This is a genomic window from Pseudomonas syringae CC1557 (assembly GCF_000452705.1).
GTDB classification, from domain to species: domain Bacteria; phylum Pseudomonadota; class Gammaproteobacteria; order Pseudomonadales; family Pseudomonadaceae; genus Aquipseudomonas; species Aquipseudomonas syringae_F.
In genome coordinates this window covers 5,044,507-5,066,138 of sequence record NZ_CP007014.1, presented here as the reverse complement: position 1 = coordinate 5,066,138, position 21,632 = coordinate 5,044,507, and the positions used below count along the sequence as shown (strand labels likewise).

Here is a 21,632-nt window from a genome sequence, read left to right as displayed (position 1 = left end):
ATCCAGCGCAGCAGACGCCGGCGACAGTGCGGCCGCTTTTCTGATTAATGCCTGAAATGGCGCATGCCGGTGAACACCATCGCAATGCCGGCTTCGTCTGCCGCAGCAATCACTTCGTTGTCGCGCATCGAGCCGCCTGGCTGGATGACGGCGGTGATGCCGACCTTGGCCGCGTTGTCGATACCGTCGCGAAACGGGAAGAATGCATCGGAGGCCATGACTGCGCCCTGTACCTGCAAGCCTGCATGCTCCGCCTTGATGGCAGCGATACGTGCCGAGTTCACGCGGCTCATCTGGCCTGCGCCGACGCCGATGGTCTGGCGGTTGCGGGCGTAGACGATAGCGTTGGACTTCACGTACTTGGCGACTTTCCAGGCAAAGATCAGGTCGTGCATTTCGTGTTCGGTCGGCGCACGGCGGGTGACGACCTTGAGGTCGGCTTCGGTGATCATGCCGATGTCGCGGCTCTGCACCAGCAGGCCGCCGTTGACACGCTTGTAGTCCCAGGCTGGCAGGCGCTCGCTCCACTGGCCGCTGGTCAGCAGGCGCACGTTGGCTTTGCTGGCGATGATGGTGCGCGCTTCGGCACTGACGCTCGGTGCGATGATGACTTCGACGAACTGACGCTCGACGATGGCCTTGGCGGTTGCCGCATCCAGCTCGCGGTTAAAGGCAATGATGCCACCAAAAGCCGATTCCGAATCGGTGGCGTAGGCCAGCTCGTAAGCCTGGCGAATACCGCCTTCGTCATCCGGGCAGACTGCAACGCCACACGGGTTGGCGTGTTTGACGATCACGCAGGCGGGTTTGACGAAGCTCTTGACGCATTCCAGTGCAGCATCGGTGTCGGCCACGTTGTTGAACGACAGCTCTTTGCCCTGCAGCTGGGTCGCGGTGGCGATGCCGACTTCGGCGGGTTTGGCTTCAACGTAGAACGCCGCGCTCTGGTGCGGGTTCTCGCCGTAGCGCATTTCCTGGGCCTTGACGAACTGGGTATTGAAGGTGCGCGGGAACTGGCTGCGGCCTTCGGTGCTGAGGGTTTCGGCCGTCTGGTCGACACCGCCCAGGTAGTTGGCGATCATGCCGTCGTAGGCAGCGGTGTGTTCGAACGCCTTGAGCATCAGCTCGAAACGCTGTGCGTAGGTCAGGCCTCCCGCCTTGAGGTTTTCCAGGACCTGGCTGTAATCACCGGCGTTGACCACAATTGCGACATCCTTGTGGTTCTTGGCCGCGGAACGGACCATGGTCGGGCCGCCAATGTCGATGTTCTCGATGGCGGTCGGCAGGTCGCAACCCGGTTTGGACACTGTGGCTTCAAACGGGTACAGATTGACCGCTACCAGATCGATCGGCTTGATGCCGTGCTCGTTCATGATGGCGTCGTCGATACCGCGACGACCCAGAATGCCGCCGTGGATCTTCGGGTGCAGGGTCTTGACGCGGCCGTCCATCATTTCAGCGAAGCCGGTGTAATCGGCCACTTCGACTGCCGCAACGCCGTTGTCCTTCAGCAGCTTGAAAGTACCGCCAGTGGAAAGAATCTCGACGCCCAGCGCTTCAAGCTCACGGGCAAATTCGAGGATTCCTGTCTTGTCGGATACGCTGATCAGAGCGCGGCGGATCGGCAGGCGGGTAGTCTGGTCGGTCATCTGGATTTCCATCAAAAGCAAAAGAAGTCAGCCAAAAAAAACGACCGAGTGCAGGGAGGGTCGTTTTTTCTGTTTTGAATGCTTTAAAGCAGATCGTACTGTTTGAGTTTCTTGCGCAGCGTGCCGCGGTTCAGCCCCAGCAGCTCGGAGGCCTTGGTCTGGTTGCCCTTGACGTAGTTCATCACGCTTTCCAGAAGCGGGGCCTCGACTTCCGACAACACCAGGTTGTAGACGTCAGTGACGGATGCGCCTTCGAGGTGGGCGAAATAATTGTGCAACGCCTTCTCGACGCTTCCGCGCAGGGTCTGACCCTCTTCGCTCGGCGTGTTGAGGTGCTGTTTCAAATTGACATTGTCGCTCACGGGTGTTGTTCCACTCACTAAAGTCTCGGTCATCAACGTCATGCGGCCACCTCGTTATCATTCTGGTTATCCGGGCCCTTGCAGCCTTGGCTGAAGAACTCCCGAACGTTGGCGCACTGTGCTTCCGTATCTTCCAAACGATTGAAGAGGGCGCGAAACTCTCTGGCGCCCGGCAGGGTTGCGAGATACCAGCCGACATGCTTGCGTGCAATGCGCACGCCCATCACGTCGCCATAGAAAACGTGGAGCGCTGCCAGATGCTCAAGCAGAATGCGTTCCACTTCACTCAACTGCAGGGCCGGGAGTGTTTCTCCGGTGCGCAGGTAGTGTTCTATCTCGCGAAAAATCCAGGGACGCCCCTGGGCGGCCCTGCCAATCAGTAATCCGTCTGCGCCGGTGGCCTGGAGTACACGTCGGGCCTTTTCGGGTGAATCAATGTCGCCATTGGCAAAGACCGGAATCGACACCGCCTGCTTGATCATGGCGATAGTGTCGTATTCAGCTTCACCGGTATAAAGATCGGCCCGGGTGCGCCCGTGTACCGCCAATGCCTGAATTCCGGCCTGCTCGGCGATCCTGGCCACAGTCAGACCGTTACGGTTGTCGCGATCCCAGCCGGTGCGGATCTTCAACGTGACGGGCACATCGACTGCCGCCACCACGGCCTGCAGGATGTCATTGACCAGTTGCTCGTCTTTCAGCAGCGCCGAACCGGCCGCCTTGTTACATACCTTCTTGGCCGGGCAACCCATGTTGATGTCGATGATCTGGGCGCCCAGTTCGACATTGGCACGTGCTGCATCGGCCAGCATTTGCGGGTCACCACCAGCGATCTGTACCGAGCGTGGCTCGGGATCACCTTCGTGGATCATGCGCAGCCGCGATTTGCGGCTGTTCCACAGGCTCATGTCACTGGTGACCATTTCCGACACCACCAGGCCCGCACCGAGCTGGCGGCACAACTGACGGAAAGGCTGGTCGGTGACGCCCGCCATCGGGGCGAGAACCAAGCCGTTGTGCACTGTATATGGGCCGATGCGTACTGCCGACATAGCCTTACCTGTTGTGGAGGCCAAATCATCCGCAGGCCGTGTAAAAAACCGTTTCACCCGGTCTGCAACGGCCCGTCCAGCCAGCCGCTTGCGCCACCGTCAGATCGAACCGAGAGTTTGAAAAAGGGTTGGCATGATACCCGCTCTCGATGACTGGATAAAGGCTGAATTGGATAAAATCTGAACAGTTGTCTTCAGTCCTTGAAGAGTGCAATCAGGGGCCGATTGATAGAGAAACTTCGGTAATCGTGCAGTGTTGTATAGCGCAAACCGCCACGATCAGGATCAATGCGGCGGCTTGCAGGGGTGCTGCCCTGTCATTCCGGAGAGCGGAAGTTCAGGCTGTAATTGACGGCTTTGGCGCCCGGATCAAGGATGTCCAGCGCAATATGGATCGGCGTCTGCGGCGGCATCTCTTCCTTGCCGGCCAGTTCGCCGCTCAGGTATTCGCTCGGTTTGAACCGACGACTGGCAATCAACTGACCGCTGGTGTCGGAAAAGCGCAGCTCCAGCAGCGGGAATGGCTGCGAAAACGGTGCGCGGTTATAGATGATCGCGTCGACCACCAGCGCCCCCTGAAACTCGGGATGGCTGCGCACCACCAGGTTGCTGCTTTTGAGCTGGGAAATGTCGACTTTGGTCGGCACCTTGCAGCCAATCTGCGGGCAGATTTCCTGAAACCAGGGGCGGTATTGGTCTTGGCGCGCCAGTTGATCGAAGTGATACCAGATGTATTGCCCCGCCAGACCAGCCAGCGCCAGCACCACCAGCACGATCCAGGCAAAGCGCCTTCCCCGGCGCGGCCTGGGCGGCTGCCAGTCCAGTTGCAGTGGGTCGTCGGTCAGGTCCAGCAGCGCCTGATCGCGGACTGCCGGTTCATTGCGTGCGCGTTTGCTGCGTGGATCAGGCTCTGGCTCATGATCGTCGTCCTGGTCATCGTCGTCCACGGCTGACCAGCGTTCGACTTTCTCGACAGGCAGGGCTTTGCGCTGAGTGATGACGGGCAGGTTGGGCTCGTCATCGTCGAGGTCTTTATCCAGGGACAGTGAAGGCTCGGTGCGGTTGTTGTCTGAAGCAGGCTCCGGCTCTTCAATCGAATCGGCAGGCGAAACGACCTCGGCGTGCAGTTCCGGCAAATGCTCGACATCGTCGTTGTGTACCGTGTCGACCCAGGCGGCTTCGTCGGTCTGGCGAGTGTCGCGCTTGGCCGTAAGGCTCAGCGTGTCGTTATCGGCAGTGCTGGCTGTGTGTCCGAAGGTGTCGGGCCGGCGGGTCTCGCGCTGTTCAAGGCGCGCCAGCTCTTCGTCCAGGTTCAGGTTGTCGAGATCCATCTCGCTGACCTGCCATATGTCGTCATCATCCTCTACGGCCTTGAGCGGCGCGGGTTCTGGCGCGAGTTTCGGCTCCGGCGTAGCGGACTGCTCGGGCAGCGGTGGCTCGATGACGGCGGGTAACGGCGCAGCCGCCGTCCGCTCGGAGTCGTCGATGGCGCGCTGTTCCAGCAATTGCCGGGCGGCGTTGAAAACCTGCAGGCAGGCTCCGCAACGCACCACGCCTCGCGCTACGCTCAATTGCGCGTGGCTGACTCGGAAACTGGTCTGGCAGTGCGGGCACTGGGTGACAAAACTGTCGGTCATGCGGCAATCCGGTTCATGCGGCGATTAACGGCGGCGGCCCGTGATGCGTACCCAGCCATCACGGTTTGCGATCGGGTCAAGCACAAAGCTTTCAGCATAGGCCGCAGCGACTTCTTCGCCCTGTTCGGCCAGGATCCCGGACAGCGCCAGGCGACCGCCGGTCTTGACCAGCGTGGTCAATTGCGGGGCCAGCGAAACCAGCGGTCCGGCCAGAATATTGGCCACCAGTACGTCGGCTTGCTGAGCGGGCAGGTCCTGCGGCAGGTACAGTGGGAAACGTTCGGCAGCGATATGGTTGCGCCCGGCGTTGTCGCGCGAGGCTTCCAGCGCCTGTACGTCGATGTCGGTGCCCACCGCCTGTTCGGCTCCCAGCAGCAGCGCGGCGATGGCCAGAATGCCCGAGCCGCAACCGAAATCCAGGACGTTGCAGCCTTTGAGGTCCTGACCATCAAGCCACTCAAGGCACAGGGCGGTGGTCGGGTGCGTGCCGGTGCCGAATGCCAGGCCCGGATCGAGCAGCAGGTTGACCGCGTCGGGCTCCGGCGCTACATGCCAGCTAGGGACGATCCACAGGCGCTGGCCAAAACGCATTGGCTGGAAGTTGTCCATCCAGCTGCGTTCCCAGTCCTGATCCTCGATGACTTCGGCGCTGTGTTCGGGCAGTTCTGCGCCGGTCAGCAGGCTCAGATGAGCAAGGACCATTTCGGCATTGGTGTCCGCTTCGAACAGCGCCAGCAAGTGGGTGTGCGTCCACAGCGGCGTGGTATTGAGCTCGGGTTCGAAAATCGGCTGGTCTTCGGCATCCATGAACGTCACGGACACGGCGCCGACTTCAAGCAGGGCGTCCTCGTAGGTTTCGGCTTGTTCTGGGCTGATGGCGAGACGGACTTGCAGCCAAGGCATGGCGGATTACCTTCGATTCGAAATAGGTGCGGCTTGCACGGCCGTTGAGGCCGCAGGAAGCGGGCAAGTTTACTGCTATGCGCTGCAAACAACAAAGCCGCATCACTGCGGCTTTGTCGTTCTGAAGCACGTTGGCTTATTGATTGGCCAGTTTGTGTTCCAGGTAGTGGATGTTGACGCCGCCTTCGCAGAAGCCTTCATCGCGGGTCAGATCACGGTGCAGCGGGATATTGGTCTTGATCCCGTCGACCACGATTTCGTCCAGGGCATTGCGCATGCGTGCCATGGCTTCTTCACGAGTCGCGCCCCAGGTGATCACCTTGCCGATCAACGAGTCGTAGTTCGACGGCACCTTGTAACCGCTGTACAGGTGCGAGTCGACTCGCACGCCGTTGCCGCCTGGCGCATGGAAATGCTTGACCAGGCCCGGGCTCGGAACGAAGGTTTTCGGGTCTTCAGCGTTGATCCGGCATTCCAGCGCATGACCCTTGATGACGACGTCATCCTGGGTGTACGACAGTTTGTTGCCGGCGGCGATGCTGAGCATCTCCTTGACGATGTCGATGCCAGTCACCATTTCCGAAACCGGATGCTCCACCTGAACACGGGTGTTCATTTCGATGAAGTAGAAACGACCGTTCTCGTACAGGAACTCGAAAGTACCCGCGCCGCGATAGCCGATATCGACGCACGCCTTGACGCAGGCGGCCAGTACATCGGTACGAGCCTGTTCGTCGATGAACGGTGCCGGTGCTTCTTCCAGAACCTTCTGGTGGCGACGTTGCAGCGAGCAATCGCGGTCGCCCAGGTGAATTGCCTGGCCCTGGCCATCGGAAAGGACCTGAATTTCCACGTGGCGTGGGTTGGTCAGGTATTTTTCCAGATAGACCATCGGGTTGCTGAACCAGGCTGCCGCTTCGGCACGGGTCTGGGAAGCGGCTTCGATCAGGTCTTCTTCGCGATGAACCACACGCATGCCACGACCACCACCGCCACCGGCGGCCTTGATGATCACCGGATAACCGACTTCGCGACCGATACGCAGAGCGGTTTCTTCGTCTTCCGGCAGCGGGCCGTCGGAACCCGGAACGGTTGGCACGTTGGCCAGCTTCATGGCGTCCTTGGCCGACACCTTGTCGCCCATCAGGCGAATGGTGTCTGCTTTCGGGCCGATGAAGGCAAAGCCGGATTTTTCGACCTGTTCGGCGAAATCGGCGTTTTCCGCCAGGAAACCGTAGCCTGGGTGAATCGCCGTGGCGCCGGTCACTTCAGCCGCGGAGATGATCGCGGGGATGTTCAGGTAGGACAGATTGGCCGGTGCCGGACCGATGCAGACGGTTTCGTCTGCCAGGCCCAGGTGCATCAGCTCGCGATCTGCCGTGGAGTGTACAGCGACGGTCTTGATGCCCAGTTCTTTACAGGCACGCAAGATGCGCAAGGCAATTTCGCCGCGGTTGGCGATCAGAACTTTTTCCAACATCGCAGGCTCTCCCCGGTTCAAACGATAGTGAACAGCGGCTGGTCAAACTCAACCGGCTGACCGTTTTCTACCAGGATGGATTCGATCACACCGCTGGCTTCTGCCGTGATGTGGTTCATCATTTTCATCGCTTCGACGATGCAGATGGTGTCGCCTTTCTTGACGGTCTGGCCGACTTCGACGAATGCTGGCGAAGTAGGCGCCGGGGTGCGATAGAACGTACCGACCATTGGCGACTTGACCACAAAACCGTTCAGCTTCGGAGCCGATGGCACTTCTGGCGCAGCCGGAGCGGCGGCAGGTGCAGGTGCTGCGACCGGGGCGGCCATTGGAGCAGGAGCATAGTAAGGTTGCGCCGGGGTCTTGCTGTGACGGCTGATCCGTACGGACTCTTCGCCTTCACGAATTTCCAGCTCGTCGATGCCGGACTCTTCCAGCAATTCGATCAGTTTCTTGACTTTGCGAATATCCATTAATCAACTCCCAAGGTTCTGTAAGGGCTTTTTGGCGGCTGCTTCAAACCGTATGGTCAGCTCCAGGGCTGTACTCGTCACGGCTTGGCGCTGGCGGCCAGTTGTTCCAGAGCGGCTTCCAGGGCCAGTCGGTATCCGCTGGCGCCCAGGCCACAGATCACTCCTACAGCGACGTCTGAAAAGTAGGAGTGATGGCGGAAAGGTTCGCGTTTGTGCACGTTTGATAAGTGCACTTCGATGAATGGGATGCTCACTCCCATCAGCGCGTCACGTATTGCAACGCTTGTATGCGTAAAAGCAGCGGGATTGATCAAAATAAAATCCACACCCTCATCACGAGCGGCATGGATTCGGTCGATCAGTTCATATTCGGCGTTGCTTTGCAGATACATCAGATGGTGACCGGCATCGCGCGCGCGCTGCTCCAGGTCCTGGTTGATCTGAGGCAGGGTGACGGTGCCGTAGACCCCGGGTTCCCGAGTACCCAGCAGGTTCAGGTTGGGCCCGTGAAGGACCAGGATAGTCGCCATTGCGTGTTCCTTTTGTTGTCTGCGAGCGGTTTACGCCCGGCGACTATGCCGGAAGGGCGATGGACTGTCCAGTTAACTACAGTAGCCGACACGATGACCGATATTCGCGCAAAGTTTATGACTCACCGTTTAGTTTTGGTCATTTGCTCTATTCAGGCGCTCAATCATGCCTGTGACATCGATTTCGCCGACAACTCGCGCATTTTGCAGTTCTTCGCCGTTTTTGCCGAAAAAAAGCATCGCGGGCGGACCGAACAGCTTGTAGCGGTCGAGCAGGGCGCGTTGTTCTGCATTGCTGGCGGTCATGTCGAAACGGATCAGGCTGTATCCCGACAGCCCGGCGACGACACCCGGATCAGGCAGGACTTCGTGTTCGATGACTTTGCAACTGATGCACCAGTCGGCGTACCAGTCGAGCAGCAACGGCTTGCCCGCGTTGCTGGCTTCCTGCAGCACGCGGTCCAGTTCGGCCGAGGTGGTAATCGTCTGCCACTGCGAGGAGGCCGATGCTGCAGCCCCGTTGTTTGCCGCAGTGTATTCCCTGCCCAGGGGGCGCATGGGATCGGTCTGCCCGGACAACGCGCCGTACCAGTTGGCCAATGCATAGACCAGCAGTGCCAGCCCGAGTAACTGAGCCAGTTTTTGCCGGGTGGTTTTTTCGGTGAATTCCAATGCGCCGAGAAACAGAGCGACGCCAGCCGACAGCAGGCCGACCAGCAGCAGGGTGATTTGCCCCGGCAGCACACGGCTGAGCAGGCCTATTGCCAGGGCCAGCAGCAGCACACCAATCGCATTTTTCACGGTGACCAGCCACGGGCCACTTTTCGGCAGCCAGGTCGCACCACCGGTCGCGATCAACAGTAACGGCGCGCCCATTCCCAGGCCGAGGGCAAACAGCTTCAACCCGCCGCCCAGCGCATCACCACTGGCACTGATGTACAGCAGCGCACCCGCCAGCGGGGCCGACACGCACGGCGAGACCAGCAGGCTGGAAACCACGCCCAGCACCGCAGCGCCCCAAAGCGACCCGCCTTCAGTCTTGCCGGCGACACGGACCAGGCGAGAGCTGATTGCTTGTGGCAGGCGCAGTTCGAACGCGCCGAACATCGCGATGGCAAAAATCACGAAGAACGCTGAAAACGGTACCAGCACCCAGGCCGATTGCAGTCGAGCCTGGAGATTCAGACCTGCACCGAACATGCCCATCAGCGCGCCAAGCAGCGCAAAACAGGCTGCCATCGGCAATACGTAGGCGAGAGACAGGCTTAGACCGCGCAGGCCGCCAACCTGGCCGCGCAGCACCACGCCGGACAGAATCGGCAGCATCGGCAATACGCATGGGGTAAAGGTCAGGCCGACACCGGCGAGGAAAAACAGCGCCAGCTCTTTCCAGCTCCAGGCGGCCGCAGGCACAGGTGCAGATGCCTCGGCAAGCGCACTGGCTGCCACATCGCCGATGGTCAGTCGTTCGGTTTCAGGCGGGTAGCACAGCCCCTTGTCGGCGCAGCCCTGATAGGTCACAACCAGCGTGAAGGGGCGTTGCTCACCGGGTTTGCGTGGCAGGTCTATGTCGAGAATGCCGTGATAGACCTCGACGTCGCCGAAGTACTCGTCATGCTTCTGCTCGCCCTTGGGCAACTGCGCTTCACCCAGGCCGATATCGGCGGGCTCGGTGCGGAACTGAAAGCGATGGCGATACAGGTAATAGCCTTCGGTGGCTACCAGGCGCAGCTTGATTGATTCTGGCGTGGTGTCGATCAGGCTCAACTGAAACGCCTGACGAACGGGCAGGAAATCCTTGCTGTTATCCAGCGAGGTGCCACCCAGTGTCGAAGCGGGGCGGTTGTCCAGCAGACCCGCAGCTGAAACGGGCAGGGCCAGGACCAGTAACATCAGGCAAAGCAAACGGCGCATGGCAATCTCGAGTCTCGAAAGTCCGCGCATGATAACGGAGTGCTTCCCTGCCTGCCGAGAACAGGTTGTAAAAGTGGGTGTCAGCAAATCCACAAGCGCGCTGGATTTACTTCTTCCCCGATGAAAAGCTGCCCCCCGCTTCCTGATCGTAAAACTCCGGGATCTTGTACTTATAGGTTTCAAGCCAGCGTTGCAGGCTCAGATCACGTTCCGCCGCGGTGTTGACTTGCGGCGTCGGCGAAGCCGCTCTGCCACTGGCCTGTAGCTGCAGCCAGGTTTCGGTCTGTCTGGGGGCGGAGGCCGACGAGTCACTGTTGTCAGCCCAGGCGTTGTCGGCAATCAACAGCAGGGCAATACCTGCCAGCATGATGCGCTTCATGGTCGTCCCTCGTGTGCCTGAAGAGTAGTTTGCCCCGTCACGCTCGCGACAGGTCTGGCGGGTGTCGGCCGCGTGGTAGAAGGTTTCCTGAGTTGCTCGGCACGTGCCTGGGCATCGGTGATCTGCTCAGGCGTCAGCCCTGCCCTGGTGGCCAGCTCGGCGGCCTGTGTCCAGTTGTTCTGATAAATCAGCAGCGTGGCCAGATTCACGGCTGCCAGCGAGTCGGACTGTTTGAGCTCCATGGCCGTCAGGAATTGAAAGCGTGCCCGCTCCAGTTGCAACTGGTTGAGGTACACAACACCCAGATCGTTGCGGATTTTTTCATCGGTGGGTTGCAGTTTGCTGGCTCTGAGCAAGTGTTGCTCAGCCAGTACATTGTCACCTCGCGCCGCGGCCAGTTGGCCCAGGCCATGCTCACCCTGCGCGGCGCGACACGTGCCCAGCAGGCTGCGATACAGCGGCTCGGCTTCATTGCTGCCCAGCAGGCGCAAGACCCGGGCCTTGCGCAGGCGGACTTCGCCAAGACTGTCCGGCAAACCTTCGAGATTGGCCAGACTGGCATGCAGGCGCCCTTCGTCGGCCATGTTCTGAGCCAGATTGAGGGCAAACTCCTGATCCGAAGTCAGCTTGGGGCACTCACTGGCCTGCAGCGATGACGTCTGCGTCCACAATGCCCGCCCGTCGCTGGCACATCCGCTCAGCATCAGAATGCCGATAACCGCAATGGCTGCTTTCATCAAACCTTTTCCTTCCTTGTAGTGGCGAACCAGCGCTGGCGACCCGGCTTATAAACCGCCCAGAGCGCGACTGATGGCGATGAATCCTGGCCCGGCCAGAACGATCAGCAAGGCCGGGAACAGGAACACCATCATCACCATCGACATTTTGGCCGACAGCTTGGAGATGTATTCCTGCAACCGGGTCAGGCGTCGATCGTCAATCAGTTGCTTGAGTGTCAGCAGCGATTTCAGTGCTCCGCCGCCCTGATGGATCAATTGATTGAGGATCACGCAGGTATCGCTCATCTCATCGACCGCCAGCAGCGCAGCGGTCTTGCGCAGTTCTTCACCCAGCTCCAGCCCGGAATCGACCCGCGTCAGAACCATACGGATTTCTTCGGACAGCACCGGCAGCAGGTCCTTGCCCTCGTTGCTCAGCACGCGCAAGGCCTGTTCGACCGCCATGCCGGATTCGAACAGGATGCGCAGCAGGGGGATAAACGTGGAAATCTCTACCACTACCTGTTTCTGTCGGCGTTTGGCGGCTGCGGCGAGAATTCTTTTGGGCAGCAGATAGCCGATCCCCAGCGCAAAGACCGGCGCTATCAACGGCTGCTCGATATTTTTGAAAAACAGCAACTGGGCCAGCGCGACGACACACATCAACCCCACAGGCACGCCAATCTGGCAGGCAGCAAACAGCGAACGTTTACTGGCGCGGCGCCAGCCGATGCGGTTGAGTAATATCTGGGTTTCCGAATCGAGACTGATGCTGCGCTGTCCGAGGCGCGTGTCACCCAGCAGGCGCAGCAGGCTGCCGAAACGGCTCTCGCGCAGGACGATACCCCGCAGGCGCTGCGCCACCAGACGCTCGTCGCGACGCCTGCGGGCTATGCCGGACAGCAGAAGAAACGCCGCCGCGGCGAGCATCAGGGCGCTGAACAGCAGATCCATGTCAAATGCTCCTCAACATGCGCCACAACATCAGGCAGCCCAGCAGTTGCAGGGCAAATGCCATGCTCAGCAGGATTCGTCCACTGCCGTCGTTCCACATGTGCAGCAGGTAATTGGGGTTCACGGCCATGAAATAACCGGCCATGCCGACCGGCAGCAGCCCTAGCACCAGCGCCGTCATGCGCGTTTCGCCGGTCATGGCGCGCAACTGGCGACCGGCCTGCTCGCGGTCGCGAATCAGCCTGATCAGGTTCTCCATCAGTTCGCTGGCATTGCCGCCATACCGATGGTTGACCCGCAGGCCCAGGGCAAACAGGTGAAATTCGTCGCTTTCGTACAGTTCGGCGAAATCCCTGGCGGCATCCGGCAGGCTCACCCCCAGTTGCACGTTGCGTTCGATGCGACTCATGCCGTCCTTGAGTGGCTGGTCTGCGGCGGCGATACCATAAAGCACAGCATCGGCCAGGGTTCTGCCTGATTTGAGACTGCGCACGCTGTGGTCGAGCAATTGCGGCAGTTGCTCGATCATGCGCCGCACGCGCACGCGAGCCCGCCACGAAACGAACAAACGCAACATCAGCGGCACACCGAGCAGCGCAGCGCCCGCGCCGATGCCGTCGCCCAGCCCGTAGCCGATCAGAATCAGCAGCGCATATAGCGTCAACACCAGGCCCACGCGCTCGGTCGGCAGGCCTAGCCCGGCGCGTATAAAAGCCCGGTCAAGCCAGACCCAGCCGGTTTTCTCGACAACAGGCTCGACCTGGCCGGCGGTCAGACGCTGCCTGACCCGTTCGCTGGCTTCTTGATTGAGCGCCAGATAGAACATGCGCACGGACGCCATCAGCAGCAGCGCGGAAACCAGGCCGAGTATCAGAGATGCCGTCATGCCGCCTCCTTGGTCTGACTCGATAGCCCGGCTCAGTAGCCCGGCCGCAGCTTTTCACCGGCAGCATGCGCAGCCTCACGCATGAAACCGACCCCGGTGCGCCGATCCAGGCGAAACAGCGTGTTCGTGACATAGATGTCATCGCGCACGCCGACCACTTCCACCACCTCGCTGACGCAGCGTCGACCATCCGGCAGGCGGGCCAGCTGGATGATCACGTCCAGCGCCGCACAGACCATCTGCCGCAGGGTTTTCTCAGGGATCAGGCGTCCGGTCAGGCCGACCAGGGTTTCCAGACGCAACAGCGCATCCTGCGCATTGTTGGCGTGGACAGTGCTCATCGAGCCATCGTGGCCGGTGTTCATCGCCGTCAACACGTCCAGTACTTCGACACCACGAATCTCGCCGAGGATGATGCGGTCCGGGCGCATCCGCAGTGAGTTGCGAATCAGGTCGCTGGCCCTTACCTCGCCATGACCTTCGGCATTCGGCGGGCGGGTTTCCAGGCGTACCACGTGTGGATGGGTGAGTTGCAGTTCGGCCACGTCTTCGATGGTCACCAGGCGTTGATTGCTATCGATCAACTGGCTCAGGACGTTGAGCATGGTGGTCTTGCCCGTACCGGTACCGCCGCTGACCAGAATGTTGCAGCGCTTGCCGACTGCTTCCTGGAAAAACTCGAAGATCGGCTGGTCGATGGTCTGCATGGCCACCAGATCGGCGCTTTTGAGCATGTCCTTGCGAAATTTCCGTATCGACAGGCAAGGGCCGTCCAGCGCGATGGGCGGGATGATGGCATTGACCCGGCTGCCATCGGGCAGGCGTGCGTCGACCATCGGCGAGGACTCGTCCAGCCGCCGACCCATAGGGGCGAGAATGCGCTGCATCACGCGCTCGACATGATGCGAATCCATGAAGCGCAGGTCGGTGTGATGCAGCACACCGTCACGTTCGACAAACACTTTGTTCGGCCCGTTGACCAGAATTTCCGTGACCGAGCTGTCGCGCAGCAGCACTTCCAGGGGGCCGAAACCGGTCAATTCATCGACCAGCTCTTCAGCCAGCCGCTCCATTTCGTAACGCGAGATGGCCAGCCGCAGGCGAGCGACGTACTCGGCAACCTTGTCGATGACAAATTGCGCCAGCGCCGGTCGCGACCCTTCAAGCAGGTTTTTGCCGCTTTCTTCGATGCCGTCGATGATGTAGCGGTGCAAGACCAGTTTCAGGCCTTGACCGTCATTGGCCTGACCTGGCGAGCGTGAAGACACGCCAAACAGTTTTTCCGCCATCATTTATTCCCCCACAGTCGTGCGAACCAGCCCTGATCGGGTTTGTCGTGAGTGTCGGAGTGACGTGCGAGGTGTTCACCAAGGCGACGCAGCCCGGTGCACAAGGCGTCACGCGACGCCAGTTCAAAGAGTGTGATGCCCTGATTCTTGGCGTTGAGGCGCAGCTCCGGCGCGAGCGGCAGCACAGCAAGCACCGGCAGGCCGAAGGTTTTGCCCAGGGTTTCCGAGTTGGGCGCGACCGAGCGCTGGTAGCGATCGACCAGCAGTCTGGTGTGCTGCATTTTCATGCCTTTTTCGCGCCAGTGGGCGAGCACGGTCAGATTACGACGGCAGCCCAGTACGCTCTGATCGGTGTACCACAGCAACTGATCGCAATGGCTGACCAGCGAGCGCAGTGCCTCACTGTCCGGCTGGCCCACGAGGTTGACGATCACGTGCTGAAAGTGCTGACGCAACGCGCTCAGCAGCATGTACAGCTCGGCGGCGCTGGACTGCTCAAGATGATCGTCGGCGTCGGTGTAGGCCAGAATACGCAAGCCGCTTTCGCTGGTGGTGAACGCACTGTCGATCAGCGTCGCATCCAGCCTGCGCAAGTGACGCAGGGCATCACCGAAGCTGAACGAGGATTCCAGACCCAGCATCGACAGGCTGTCGCCGCGTGGCAGGCCCATGTCCAGCAGCAGCGTGCGCTGCCCGGTCTTGTGCACCACCATCGCCAGATGGGTCGCGATCAGCGCTCCGTCGTCATCGCTCTGCGCGCCGTACAGCACTGACAGACCGCTCATGTTCGGGTTCGGCGTCACGGCGGGCAGACGCTTGCTCAGGCGTCTGACCAGCCCGGCGACTTCGCTGGAGCGCGAGCCGTAAGCCACGAAATCCCTGGCCCCGGCGCGCATGGCGTTGAGCACCAACTGGTTGTCCATGCCATCGCCCAGCGCAACGATAGCCAGCATTGGCTTGGCTTCCAGCGCGCTCTCGATCAGTGCGCTCTGGGTCATCAGATGCTCGCGGTCGAGGCCGACGAACACCACGCTGGCAAAGGTCACGTCGACCAGCGCCAGCAGATCGTCGAGGCTGCCGGTTCCGGCACTGACCACCTGGCCGAGCGAGCCCAGGGCACTTTGCAGCCACTCCAGATCGGTGTTGTTACGGGTGATGGCCAGAAACGTCTGGCTCAGGCTCTGGCTCATTTGGATAACCCGCTGCGACGGTCAAAATCGCCGTTTTCCAGGAAATACAGGCGCGGGAAGCTCGGGTCGTATGTGCGCAGACTTTCTCCCGGCAGCGAAGGCAGTTGTGCGTTGGCGGCCAGTGGCTGCACCAGATGCGGGGTGACGATCATCAGCAGCTCGCGCTCGTCGCGTTGGATCTGCGAACTGCGGAAAAAAGCACCGAGGATCGGGATGTCGCCCAGCCCGGGAAACTTGCCCACTGAGCCGACGTTGCTGGAGCTGATCAGCCCGCTGACCACGAAGCTTTCGCCGTCGGCCAGCGCGATGCTGGTGTCGGTACGCCGGATATTGAGCGCCGGCACGGTCGTTCCGGCGATAGTGATACCGGCGGAGAAATCCAGCTCACTGACTTCCGGCGCAACCTTGAGCAGGATCCGGTCGCGTCCCACCACTGTCGGTGTCAGGGTCAGGCGCACGCCGAACTCCTTGTACTCGATGGAAATGCCGTTGCCTTCACCATTGGGCACCGGAACCGGGAACTCGCCACCGGCCAGAAAGCTGGCGCTCTGGCCGTTCAGCGCAACCAGGCTGGGGCGTGCCAGTGTGTAGGCGTAGCCGCTGTTTTCCATGGCGTTGAGCATGCCCAGCACCTTGCTGCTGCCGCCACCCCAGACGATATTGAAGTTGCTGTTGTTCAACGGAATGCTCGGCCGGGTTGCGCTGACTGTGCCGGGCGTGACGTTGACGCCGGGCACCGTGCCGGGCGCGCCGAACAGAAAATTGTTCGAGCCTTTGCCGAAGATCGAAGTGCTGGCTTCCTTGAGTTTGCTGCGGCTGACTTCGACGAAGCGGATGTCGGTCTGCACCTGACTGGGCAACTGCGTATCGCCGGACGGCGCGGAGGCTGCCTCGACCATCGACGCCGTGGCTCGGCCACGAACGAACACCATGCTCTGGCGCGGAGCGGTCGAGCAGGCAGTCCAGACCATCAGGCTGGTCGTGCCCTGAGCGACGCCGGTCAATAGAAAGCCATCGTTGCCGCTGACGTGTACATCGGCAATTTTCGGGTCGCCCACGGCAATGCGGGTGATAGCGACCGGCGAGCTGATGTTCTGTTGAATACCCTGATCGATTTCCACCGCCGCAGGCATCGCAGCCAGACTGTTGCAACCGCCTGACGCGGCCCAGACTGAATCCACAGACAGGGCGGTCACCAGAACGACCAGCAGCCTGCTTTTTTTAACCGGCACGAAACAGCAGCTCATCAAATGCAATCCTTGCTCTATCAGGGAGTTTGTTGCGTGATCTGGTTACCGCGTATCACCTCGACGGGGCGCGGTGTGCGGGATGTTGTACCTGGTGTTGACGCACTGGCCGTACTCAGGCTCAGTTGCCTGAAGCTGACCAGTTGGCGATTGGCTGAATCCAGCCGCTCGGCGATGTCGCGACTGCCGGCTTCGCCCGCCCAGTAATTCTGCAGATTGCCTTCATCTGCACTGCGCACGGCCAGGCGCAATACGCCGGTTTGCGAGGCCAGCATCAGGCGCCCCAGCAGCGCTTCAGGTACGGCAACCGACACCGTCCGCGCATTGACCCGGTGCTGTTCTTGCTTGAGGCGTTCGTCAGCCGTGACGTACTGCACCGGCTTGCCATTGCGATCCGGGCCGAGCAAGTCGCCGATGCTGAGCACGCGCAACGCTGGCACCACCACTTGGCTGGATCGATTGGGATTGGTGGTGTCTTCCGGCAGGTAAAGCAGCACGTCCACGTAATCGCCCGGGCTGAGCTGCCCGGACGCGCCGATCACTTCGTCCACCTGTAAGGCCAGCGCCCGCTCATGCGGACGAATCATCCTCGCCAGCGTGCCGCCTGCCTCGAAGTTGCTCTCGCTAAGCCAGGTTCCGGCAGTCAGCGTTCGCCAGCTGCTGCGGCCTACGAGTTTATCGACGGCGTCAAAGCTTCCGGGCGGCGCGACCTTGAGGCGCTCGATTTCCAGATCGTCCGCTGTGATCGGCGTGTAGGCAGGGATATCCCGGGCGACGACCACAACATTGTGGCGCAATGATTCCTCGACGGACGGTGTCGGGGCGGTCTGAGTGGCTTGTTCGGCGATTACCGGGGGGGCCGTCGGTGGGGCAGCGACAGGCGCATCAGGCGGCCTGCCGACGACAATTCCCAAGTATCCAGCGATCAACGCACCCAGCAAAAACAGTACAGCGAGCACCATGGTGATACGACTGCTCATGGCAACTTTCCCTTTGTCATCGCAGGACACTTTCGAACCGGTGCGTCAACTTCGTAATAAGGCAACGGTGAACGGCGTACGGGCTTTTATGTGACGGTAGCTCATTGTTTAAAAAACGCCATAGTGCTTTGGTATTAAAGGGGTTTTGTGTGTTGGCGCGGCGCTCGAAGTGCCTGTTTCGGGCGTTGTGGCGAGGCTATAACTTTCCGGTTAATGCTTTTTTGCGATTGTAGGTTTGGGGATTGGGGACAATGCTGGGGGTGCAGATGGTTTCGCATGTGTGATGCATGTTCGCGCCTCGGAGGCGCAAGGAGAAATGAGATGTTCCTTACCAAGATTTATGTAGGTGCCTATACTCGGGTCACTGGTTTTCTGAAGGATCGTGAGGCCGCTTCAGGTATCGAGTACGCACTGATCGCTGCAATGGTCGCTGTGGCGTTGATTGCTTTCGTGCCGGCAATAAGTGGCAAGATTACAACGATGTTCACAACGATAAGTAATGCGTTGTGATGGGAGCACCGGATATCTGTGAAGTCCCTTTTGTCGCCGGAAGAATCTAGATATCCTGCTTACCATAAACAAGTCTGAAGGTGTCAACATGGCTGTCCATCCTCCCCGCCAGCAACTGCTTCTGGTTGACGACGAAGAGGACGCAAACGAGGAGCTGGCGGAATTGCTCGAAGGCGAGGGTTTCTGTTGCTTCACCGCGTCTTCCGTCAAGATGGCCTTGCACCAGCTGACTCGCCATCCGGATATCGCGCTGGTGATCACTGATCTGCGGATGCCGGAGGAAAGCGGCATCCAGTTGATCCGCCACCTTCGCGATCACACCTCCCGCCAGCACCTGCCTGTCATCGTGACCTCAGGCCACGCCGATATGGACGACGTCAGCGACCTGCTGCGTCTGCACGTACTCGACCTGTTCCGTAAACCGATCTACCACGTCCGCTTGCTGGAAACCCTCAATAACCTGTTCCCCGAGCCGAAGATCTTTCAGGTTCAGTGACGGCGGCTTTCGAAGCGCTCAGCCATGCGCTGCCTCTCAGGATCGGAGGCGAAGCGTCCAGAACTGCATGCCAACGCGGAGCATTGGCACAAGAGTCAGTTGGACTTGTGTATAACTATGAGCGTCGGTCTTGATGCTCCGCTTCACCCATCTCACTCGACCACACTGAATTCAACCCTCGCCGTCTGGCCGCTTTCGTCCAGGACGCTCAATTGGTAGCGCCCCGGTTTGTTCAGGGTAGGGGTGAAGTCTTGCCGGGTGTCGGTGTCTGCCAGCGGCGTGCCGTCGATGAACCACCAGCGTCGTCCGCTGCCGCCCAATGCCGAGAGTTTCAGGCGCAGGGCCTGGCGGCTGGTAACGGGCAGGCGCAGGTTGTCGCCTTCGCGCACGCCGACGATGCTCAGTGGCGGTGCGAGGTTCAGGTTCTGTGGCGGGCATTCAGGGTCGGCGGGAGGCAGCCTCGTGTCACGGCGTTCCGCCTTGGGCAGCCAGGGTTCCAGCGGCGCCGGCCACAGGGCGATATCCTGCGGCTGGGCATCCGGGCAACTGGCGCCGACCCGCAAACCCTTGGCATTGACCCAGATTCGCTCCTGCAAACCCAGCCCGAGGGGTTGATCGGCCGCGTGCAGGGTGGGTGGCGTGGTGCCGTCCAGGGTCCATGCGAAGCGTTGACGGCGGCAATTCGGGTCGCTCTTGCTCATCGGCTGACCCAGCGGCCAGCAGATCGCTGCCACACCGACATTCAACGGTACAGGTTGCACCGGCGCCGCAATCCCGCGCTGGCTGTCGCGATTGACCAGTACATCGTGAACCTGAAGCATCAGCGGCGCGGCGGAAGCCAGTCCGAATTGCCCCGGCACCGGCGTACCGTCCGGCCTGCCGATCCACACGCCCACCAGAAAGCGCGGCCCTACACCAATCGCCCACGCATCACGGAAGCCATAACTGGTGCCGGTCTTCCAGGCCAGTTGCGGACGCTGCACCAGCTCTGCCCGCGGATCAACATCCGGACGCGACTGACCACTGAGAATGCGGCGGATAATCCACGCTGCCCCCGGCGACATCATCCGCCGTTCGCGCAGCCGGTCCTGCGGTTGCAGCCGCACATCCGCGCTTCTGCCACCTCGGGCAAAGGCGCTGTACCCGGTCACCAGATCTTCCAGCCGACTGCCTGCACCTCCCAGAATCAACGCCAGGTTCGGTTCGGCCAGCGGCGGCAAGGTCAGCGGCACACCGCCATTGCGCAGTTCGGCGGCGAAGCGTTTCGTGCCGTAGACTTCCAGCAACTGCACCGCAGGCAGATTAAGTGACATCGACAGCGCCGAACTGGCCGCCACCGGCCCCCCGAAACCGGTCGAGAAATTGCCCGGCCGGTAGTCGCCATAACGACGCGGCACGTCCTGCATCAGCGATTCGGAGTGAATCAGCCCGGCGTCCATCGCCATACCGTACAGAAAAGGTTTGAGCGTGGAGCCCGGCGAACGCAGCGCGGTGACCATGTCCACATGGCCGAAACGCCTGGCATCGTTGATGTCCACCGAGCCCACGTAGGCGCGTACCGCCATGTTCTCCGCCTCGACCACCAGAATCGCCGCCGAGGTACGCTCCGGCAGCCGCGCCCGCCAGCCCATCAGCAAGTCTTCCATGCGCCGTTGCAGCGTGGCATCCAGCGTGGTGCGGATCAGCGGTGGGCTGTTCGGCCGATTCAGGCGTCGGGCCAGCAGTGGCGCAAGGCTCGGCTCTTGTCGCGGCGCCAGCCACAAGGGTTCTTCCTGCGCCTCGTCGACGGCGCCCTGCGGCCATACCTTGAACTCGGCCAGACGCTTGAGCACCTTGTCGCGGGCCAGTTGCGCGCGCTGCGGATGACGATCAGGGCGCAGACGGCTCGGCGCCTGCGGCAACACCGCCAACAACGCGGCTTCGGCACGGGTCAGGTTTTGCGGCGATTTGCCCAGATACGCCCAACTGGCAGCGGCCACCCCTTGCAGCGTGCCGCCGAACGGCGCGCGATTGAGGTACAGGTCGAGAATCTGCTCTTTCGACAAATGCCACTCAAGCTGCAAGGTGCGCCACAGTTGGCGAAATTTGCCGGGGAGGGTGCGTGAATGCGGGTCGAGCAGCCGCGCAACCTGCATCGACAACGTGCTGCCGCCGGACACCACCCGCGTCCCGCTGAGGTTTTGCCAACTGGCGCGCACCAGCGCCAGAGGGTTTACGCCGGGATGGCTGTAGAACCAGCGGTCTTCATAGGTCAGCAGCGCCTCAAGGTAATACGGCGATACCTGTGCGTGAGTGACCGGGTAGCGCCACACGCCATTGGCATCGGCGAAACGCCATAATGGCGTGCCGTCCTCGGCCAGCACGACACGCGCCAGATCGTCCTTGGGCAGAGGCAACGGCCACACGCGATCAGCCAGCCAGAGCAGGGCGATCAGGAACAACATACTGCCTGCCAGCCATTTGATTTTTTGCACGAGGCGCATAAGAAATTCAGGTTTCAACGCAAAGAGCCTTTATGATCCACGGAACCTGAATCCCTGGCGACGGCCAAAGCGGACAGATCATTTTCTTCACGACCTCAATCAGGACGTACATATGCAGGTAGAAGGCTTTTTTGAATGGCTCGGGCAGGCCATCGGCGCGGTGATTCGTTTCTTCATCGACGGCTTTGCGTGGTTGTTCAACGGGTTTACCCACGCTGGAGGAAATTTTGTCGACGGCCTGTCGCGTACGCTCGGCATGGATACCTCTCTGATCAGCATCGTCGCCCTGATCATCGGCCTGATGCTGCTGTACTCGGCCGTCCGGGCGTTCATGCGTGCTTCTATCATCCTCGGGATCATCTGGCTGGCGCTGGGCCTGTGGTTGCTGAGCTGGATCATTCATTGATGCGTTAAAAGGCCCGCCTTGTTCCGGATCGGGGGGGTATCGGAGCGACCGGGATTCACCTCGGTCGCGAAGGCTTCATTCCGGACGATACAT

The 21,632-nt window shown here is 60.8% G+C and carries 21 protein-coding genes; 3 read left to right on the top strand and 18 right to left on the bottom strand.

Annotated elements, in window-relative coordinates:
- Nucleotides 1–44 precede the first annotated feature (44 nt).
- From purH to cpaB, 17 genes are all read right to left on the bottom strand, one after another.
- A complete protein-coding gene (gene purH, locus N018_RS22350) occupies nucleotides 45–1,649 on the bottom strand; it encodes a bifunctional phosphoribosylaminoimidazolecarboxamide formyltransferase/IMP cyclohydrolase (RefSeq protein ID WP_024644134.1) in 1,605 nt (534 codons plus the stop codon).
- 83 nt (nucleotides 1,650–1,732) lie between these two features.
- Nucleotides 1,733–2,053 carry a DNA-binding transcriptional regulator Fis gene (gene fis, locus N018_RS22345; protein ID WP_005888657.1) on the bottom strand — a complete coding sequence of 107 codons (321 nt, stop codon included), beginning with the start codon at nucleotides 2,051–2,053 and terminating at the stop codon, nucleotides 1,733–1,735.
- Nucleotides 2,050–3,063, bottom strand: a complete 1,014-nt coding sequence (gene dusB / locus N018_RS22340; protein ID WP_024644135.1) for a tRNA dihydrouridine synthase DusB — start codon at nucleotides 3,061–3,063, stop codon at nucleotides 2,050–2,052. Before dusB ends, fis begins: the two co-directional genes overlap by 4 nt.
- A gap of 317 nt (nucleotides 3,064–3,380) precedes the next feature.
- A complete protein-coding gene (locus tag N018_RS22335) occupies nucleotides 3,381–4,700 on the bottom strand; it encodes a DUF3426 domain-containing protein (protein WP_025390782.1) in 1,320 nt (439 codons plus the stop codon).
- Between the two features lie 24 nt (nucleotides 4,701–4,724).
- The gene (prmA, locus tag N018_RS22330; protein ID WP_024644137.1) at nucleotides 4,725–5,603 is read right to left on the bottom strand and encodes a 50S ribosomal protein L11 methyltransferase; all 879 of its coding nucleotides are present in this window, start codon (nucleotides 5,601–5,603) and stop codon (nucleotides 4,725–4,727) included.
- Between the two features lie 136 nt (nucleotides 5,604–5,739).
- Nucleotides 5,740–7,083 carry an acetyl-CoA carboxylase biotin carboxylase subunit gene (gene accC, locus N018_RS22325; protein ID WP_024644138.1) on the bottom strand — a complete coding sequence of 448 codons (1,344 nt, stop codon included), beginning with the start codon at nucleotides 7,081–7,083 and terminating at the stop codon, nucleotides 5,740–5,742.
- Between the two features lie 17 nt (nucleotides 7,084–7,100).
- On the bottom strand, nucleotides 7,101–7,556 hold the full coding sequence (accB, locus tag N018_RS22320; protein WP_024644139.1) for an acetyl-CoA carboxylase biotin carboxyl carrier protein: 456 nt from the start codon (nucleotides 7,554–7,556) through the stop codon (nucleotides 7,101–7,103).
- A gap of 77 nt (nucleotides 7,557–7,633) precedes the next feature.
- The gene (gene aroQ / locus N018_RS22315; protein WP_024644140.1) at nucleotides 7,634–8,086 is read right to left on the bottom strand and encodes a type II 3-dehydroquinate dehydratase; all 453 of its coding nucleotides are present in this window, start codon (nucleotides 8,084–8,086) and stop codon (nucleotides 7,634–7,636) included.
- A gap of 129 nt (nucleotides 8,087–8,215) precedes the next feature.
- Nucleotides 8,216–10,000 (bottom strand): protein-disulfide reductase DsbD, encoded by a 1,785-nt coding sequence (locus N018_RS22310; protein WP_267872188.1) that lies wholly within the window; start codon nucleotides 9,998–10,000, stop codon nucleotides 8,216–8,218.
- Between the two features lie 106 nt (nucleotides 10,001–10,106).
- Nucleotides 10,107–10,379 carry a DUF3613 domain-containing protein gene (locus N018_RS22305; RefSeq protein WP_025390780.1) on the bottom strand — a complete coding sequence of 91 codons (273 nt, stop codon included), beginning with the start codon at nucleotides 10,377–10,379 and terminating at the stop codon, nucleotides 10,107–10,109.
- Entirely contained in the window at nucleotides 10,376–11,116 is a 741-nt protein-coding gene (locus N018_RS22300) for a hypothetical protein (RefSeq protein ID WP_025390779.1), read from the bottom strand. The genes N018_RS22305 and N018_RS22300 overlap by 4 nt, the downstream gene beginning before the upstream one ends.
- Before the next feature lie 48 nt (nucleotides 11,117–11,164).
- Nucleotides 11,165–12,052, bottom strand: coding sequence for a type II secretion system F family protein (locus tag N018_RS22295; protein ID WP_025390778.1), 888 nt, complete (start codon nucleotides 12,050–12,052; stop codon nucleotides 11,165–11,167).
- A 1-nt stretch (nucleotide 12,053) separates the two neighbouring features.
- Nucleotides 12,054–12,938: a type II secretion system F family protein gene (locus tag N018_RS22290; protein WP_025390777.1), complete on the bottom strand. Its 885-nt coding sequence runs from the start codon at nucleotides 12,936–12,938 to the stop codon at nucleotides 12,054–12,056.
- 32 nt (nucleotides 12,939–12,970) lie between these two features.
- A complete protein-coding gene (locus tag N018_RS22285) occupies nucleotides 12,971–14,227 on the bottom strand; it encodes a CpaF family protein (protein ID WP_025390776.1) in 1,257 nt (418 codons plus the stop codon).
- Nucleotides 14,227–15,417: an AAA family ATPase gene (locus N018_RS22280; RefSeq protein WP_024644147.1), complete on the bottom strand. Its 1,191-nt coding sequence runs from the start codon at nucleotides 15,415–15,417 to the stop codon at nucleotides 14,227–14,229. Before N018_RS22280 ends, N018_RS22285 begins: the two co-directional genes overlap by 1 nt.
- Nucleotides 15,414–16,664, bottom strand: a complete 1,251-nt coding sequence (locus N018_RS22275) for a type II and III secretion system protein family protein (protein ID WP_025390775.1) — start codon at nucleotides 16,662–16,664, stop codon at nucleotides 15,414–15,416. Before N018_RS22275 ends, N018_RS22280 begins: the two co-directional genes overlap by 4 nt.
- A 20-nt stretch (nucleotides 16,665–16,684) precedes the next feature.
- The gene (gene cpaB / locus N018_RS22270; RefSeq protein ID WP_025390774.1) at nucleotides 16,685–17,644 is read right to left on the bottom strand and encodes a Flp pilus assembly protein CpaB; all 960 of its coding nucleotides are present in this window, start codon (nucleotides 17,642–17,644) and stop codon (nucleotides 16,685–16,687) included.
- A 321-nt stretch (nucleotides 17,645–17,965) separates the two neighbouring features.
- Here cpaB and N018_RS22265 point away from each other — a divergent pair, with 321 nt between their 5' ends.
- Nucleotides 17,966–18,154 carry a Flp family type IVb pilin gene (locus N018_RS22265; RefSeq protein ID WP_025390773.1) on the top strand — a complete coding sequence of 63 codons (189 nt, stop codon included), beginning with the start codon at nucleotides 17,966–17,968 and terminating at the stop codon, nucleotides 18,152–18,154.
- A gap of 88 nt (nucleotides 18,155–18,242) precedes the next feature.
- The gene (locus N018_RS22260; RefSeq protein ID WP_025390772.1) at nucleotides 18,243–18,650 is read left to right on the top strand and encodes a response regulator; all 408 of its coding nucleotides are present in this window, start codon (nucleotides 18,243–18,245) and stop codon (nucleotides 18,648–18,650) included.
- 152 nt (nucleotides 18,651–18,802) lie between these two features.
- On the opposite strand, the gene pbpC is transcribed toward N018_RS22260, so the two are convergent.
- A complete protein-coding gene (gene pbpC / locus N018_RS22255) occupies nucleotides 18,803–21,151 on the bottom strand; it encodes a peptidoglycan glycosyltransferase PbpC (protein WP_025390771.1) in 2,349 nt (782 codons plus the stop codon).
- 94 nt (nucleotides 21,152–21,245) lie between these two features.
- Here pbpC and N018_RS22250 point away from each other — a divergent pair, with 94 nt between their 5' ends.
- Complete coding sequence (locus N018_RS22250; RefSeq protein ID WP_024644152.1) at nucleotides 21,246–21,539, top strand: hypothetical protein; 294 nt, start codon at nucleotides 21,246–21,248, stop codon at nucleotides 21,537–21,539.
- The last annotated feature ends 93 nt before the right edge of the window (nucleotides 21,540–21,632 follow it).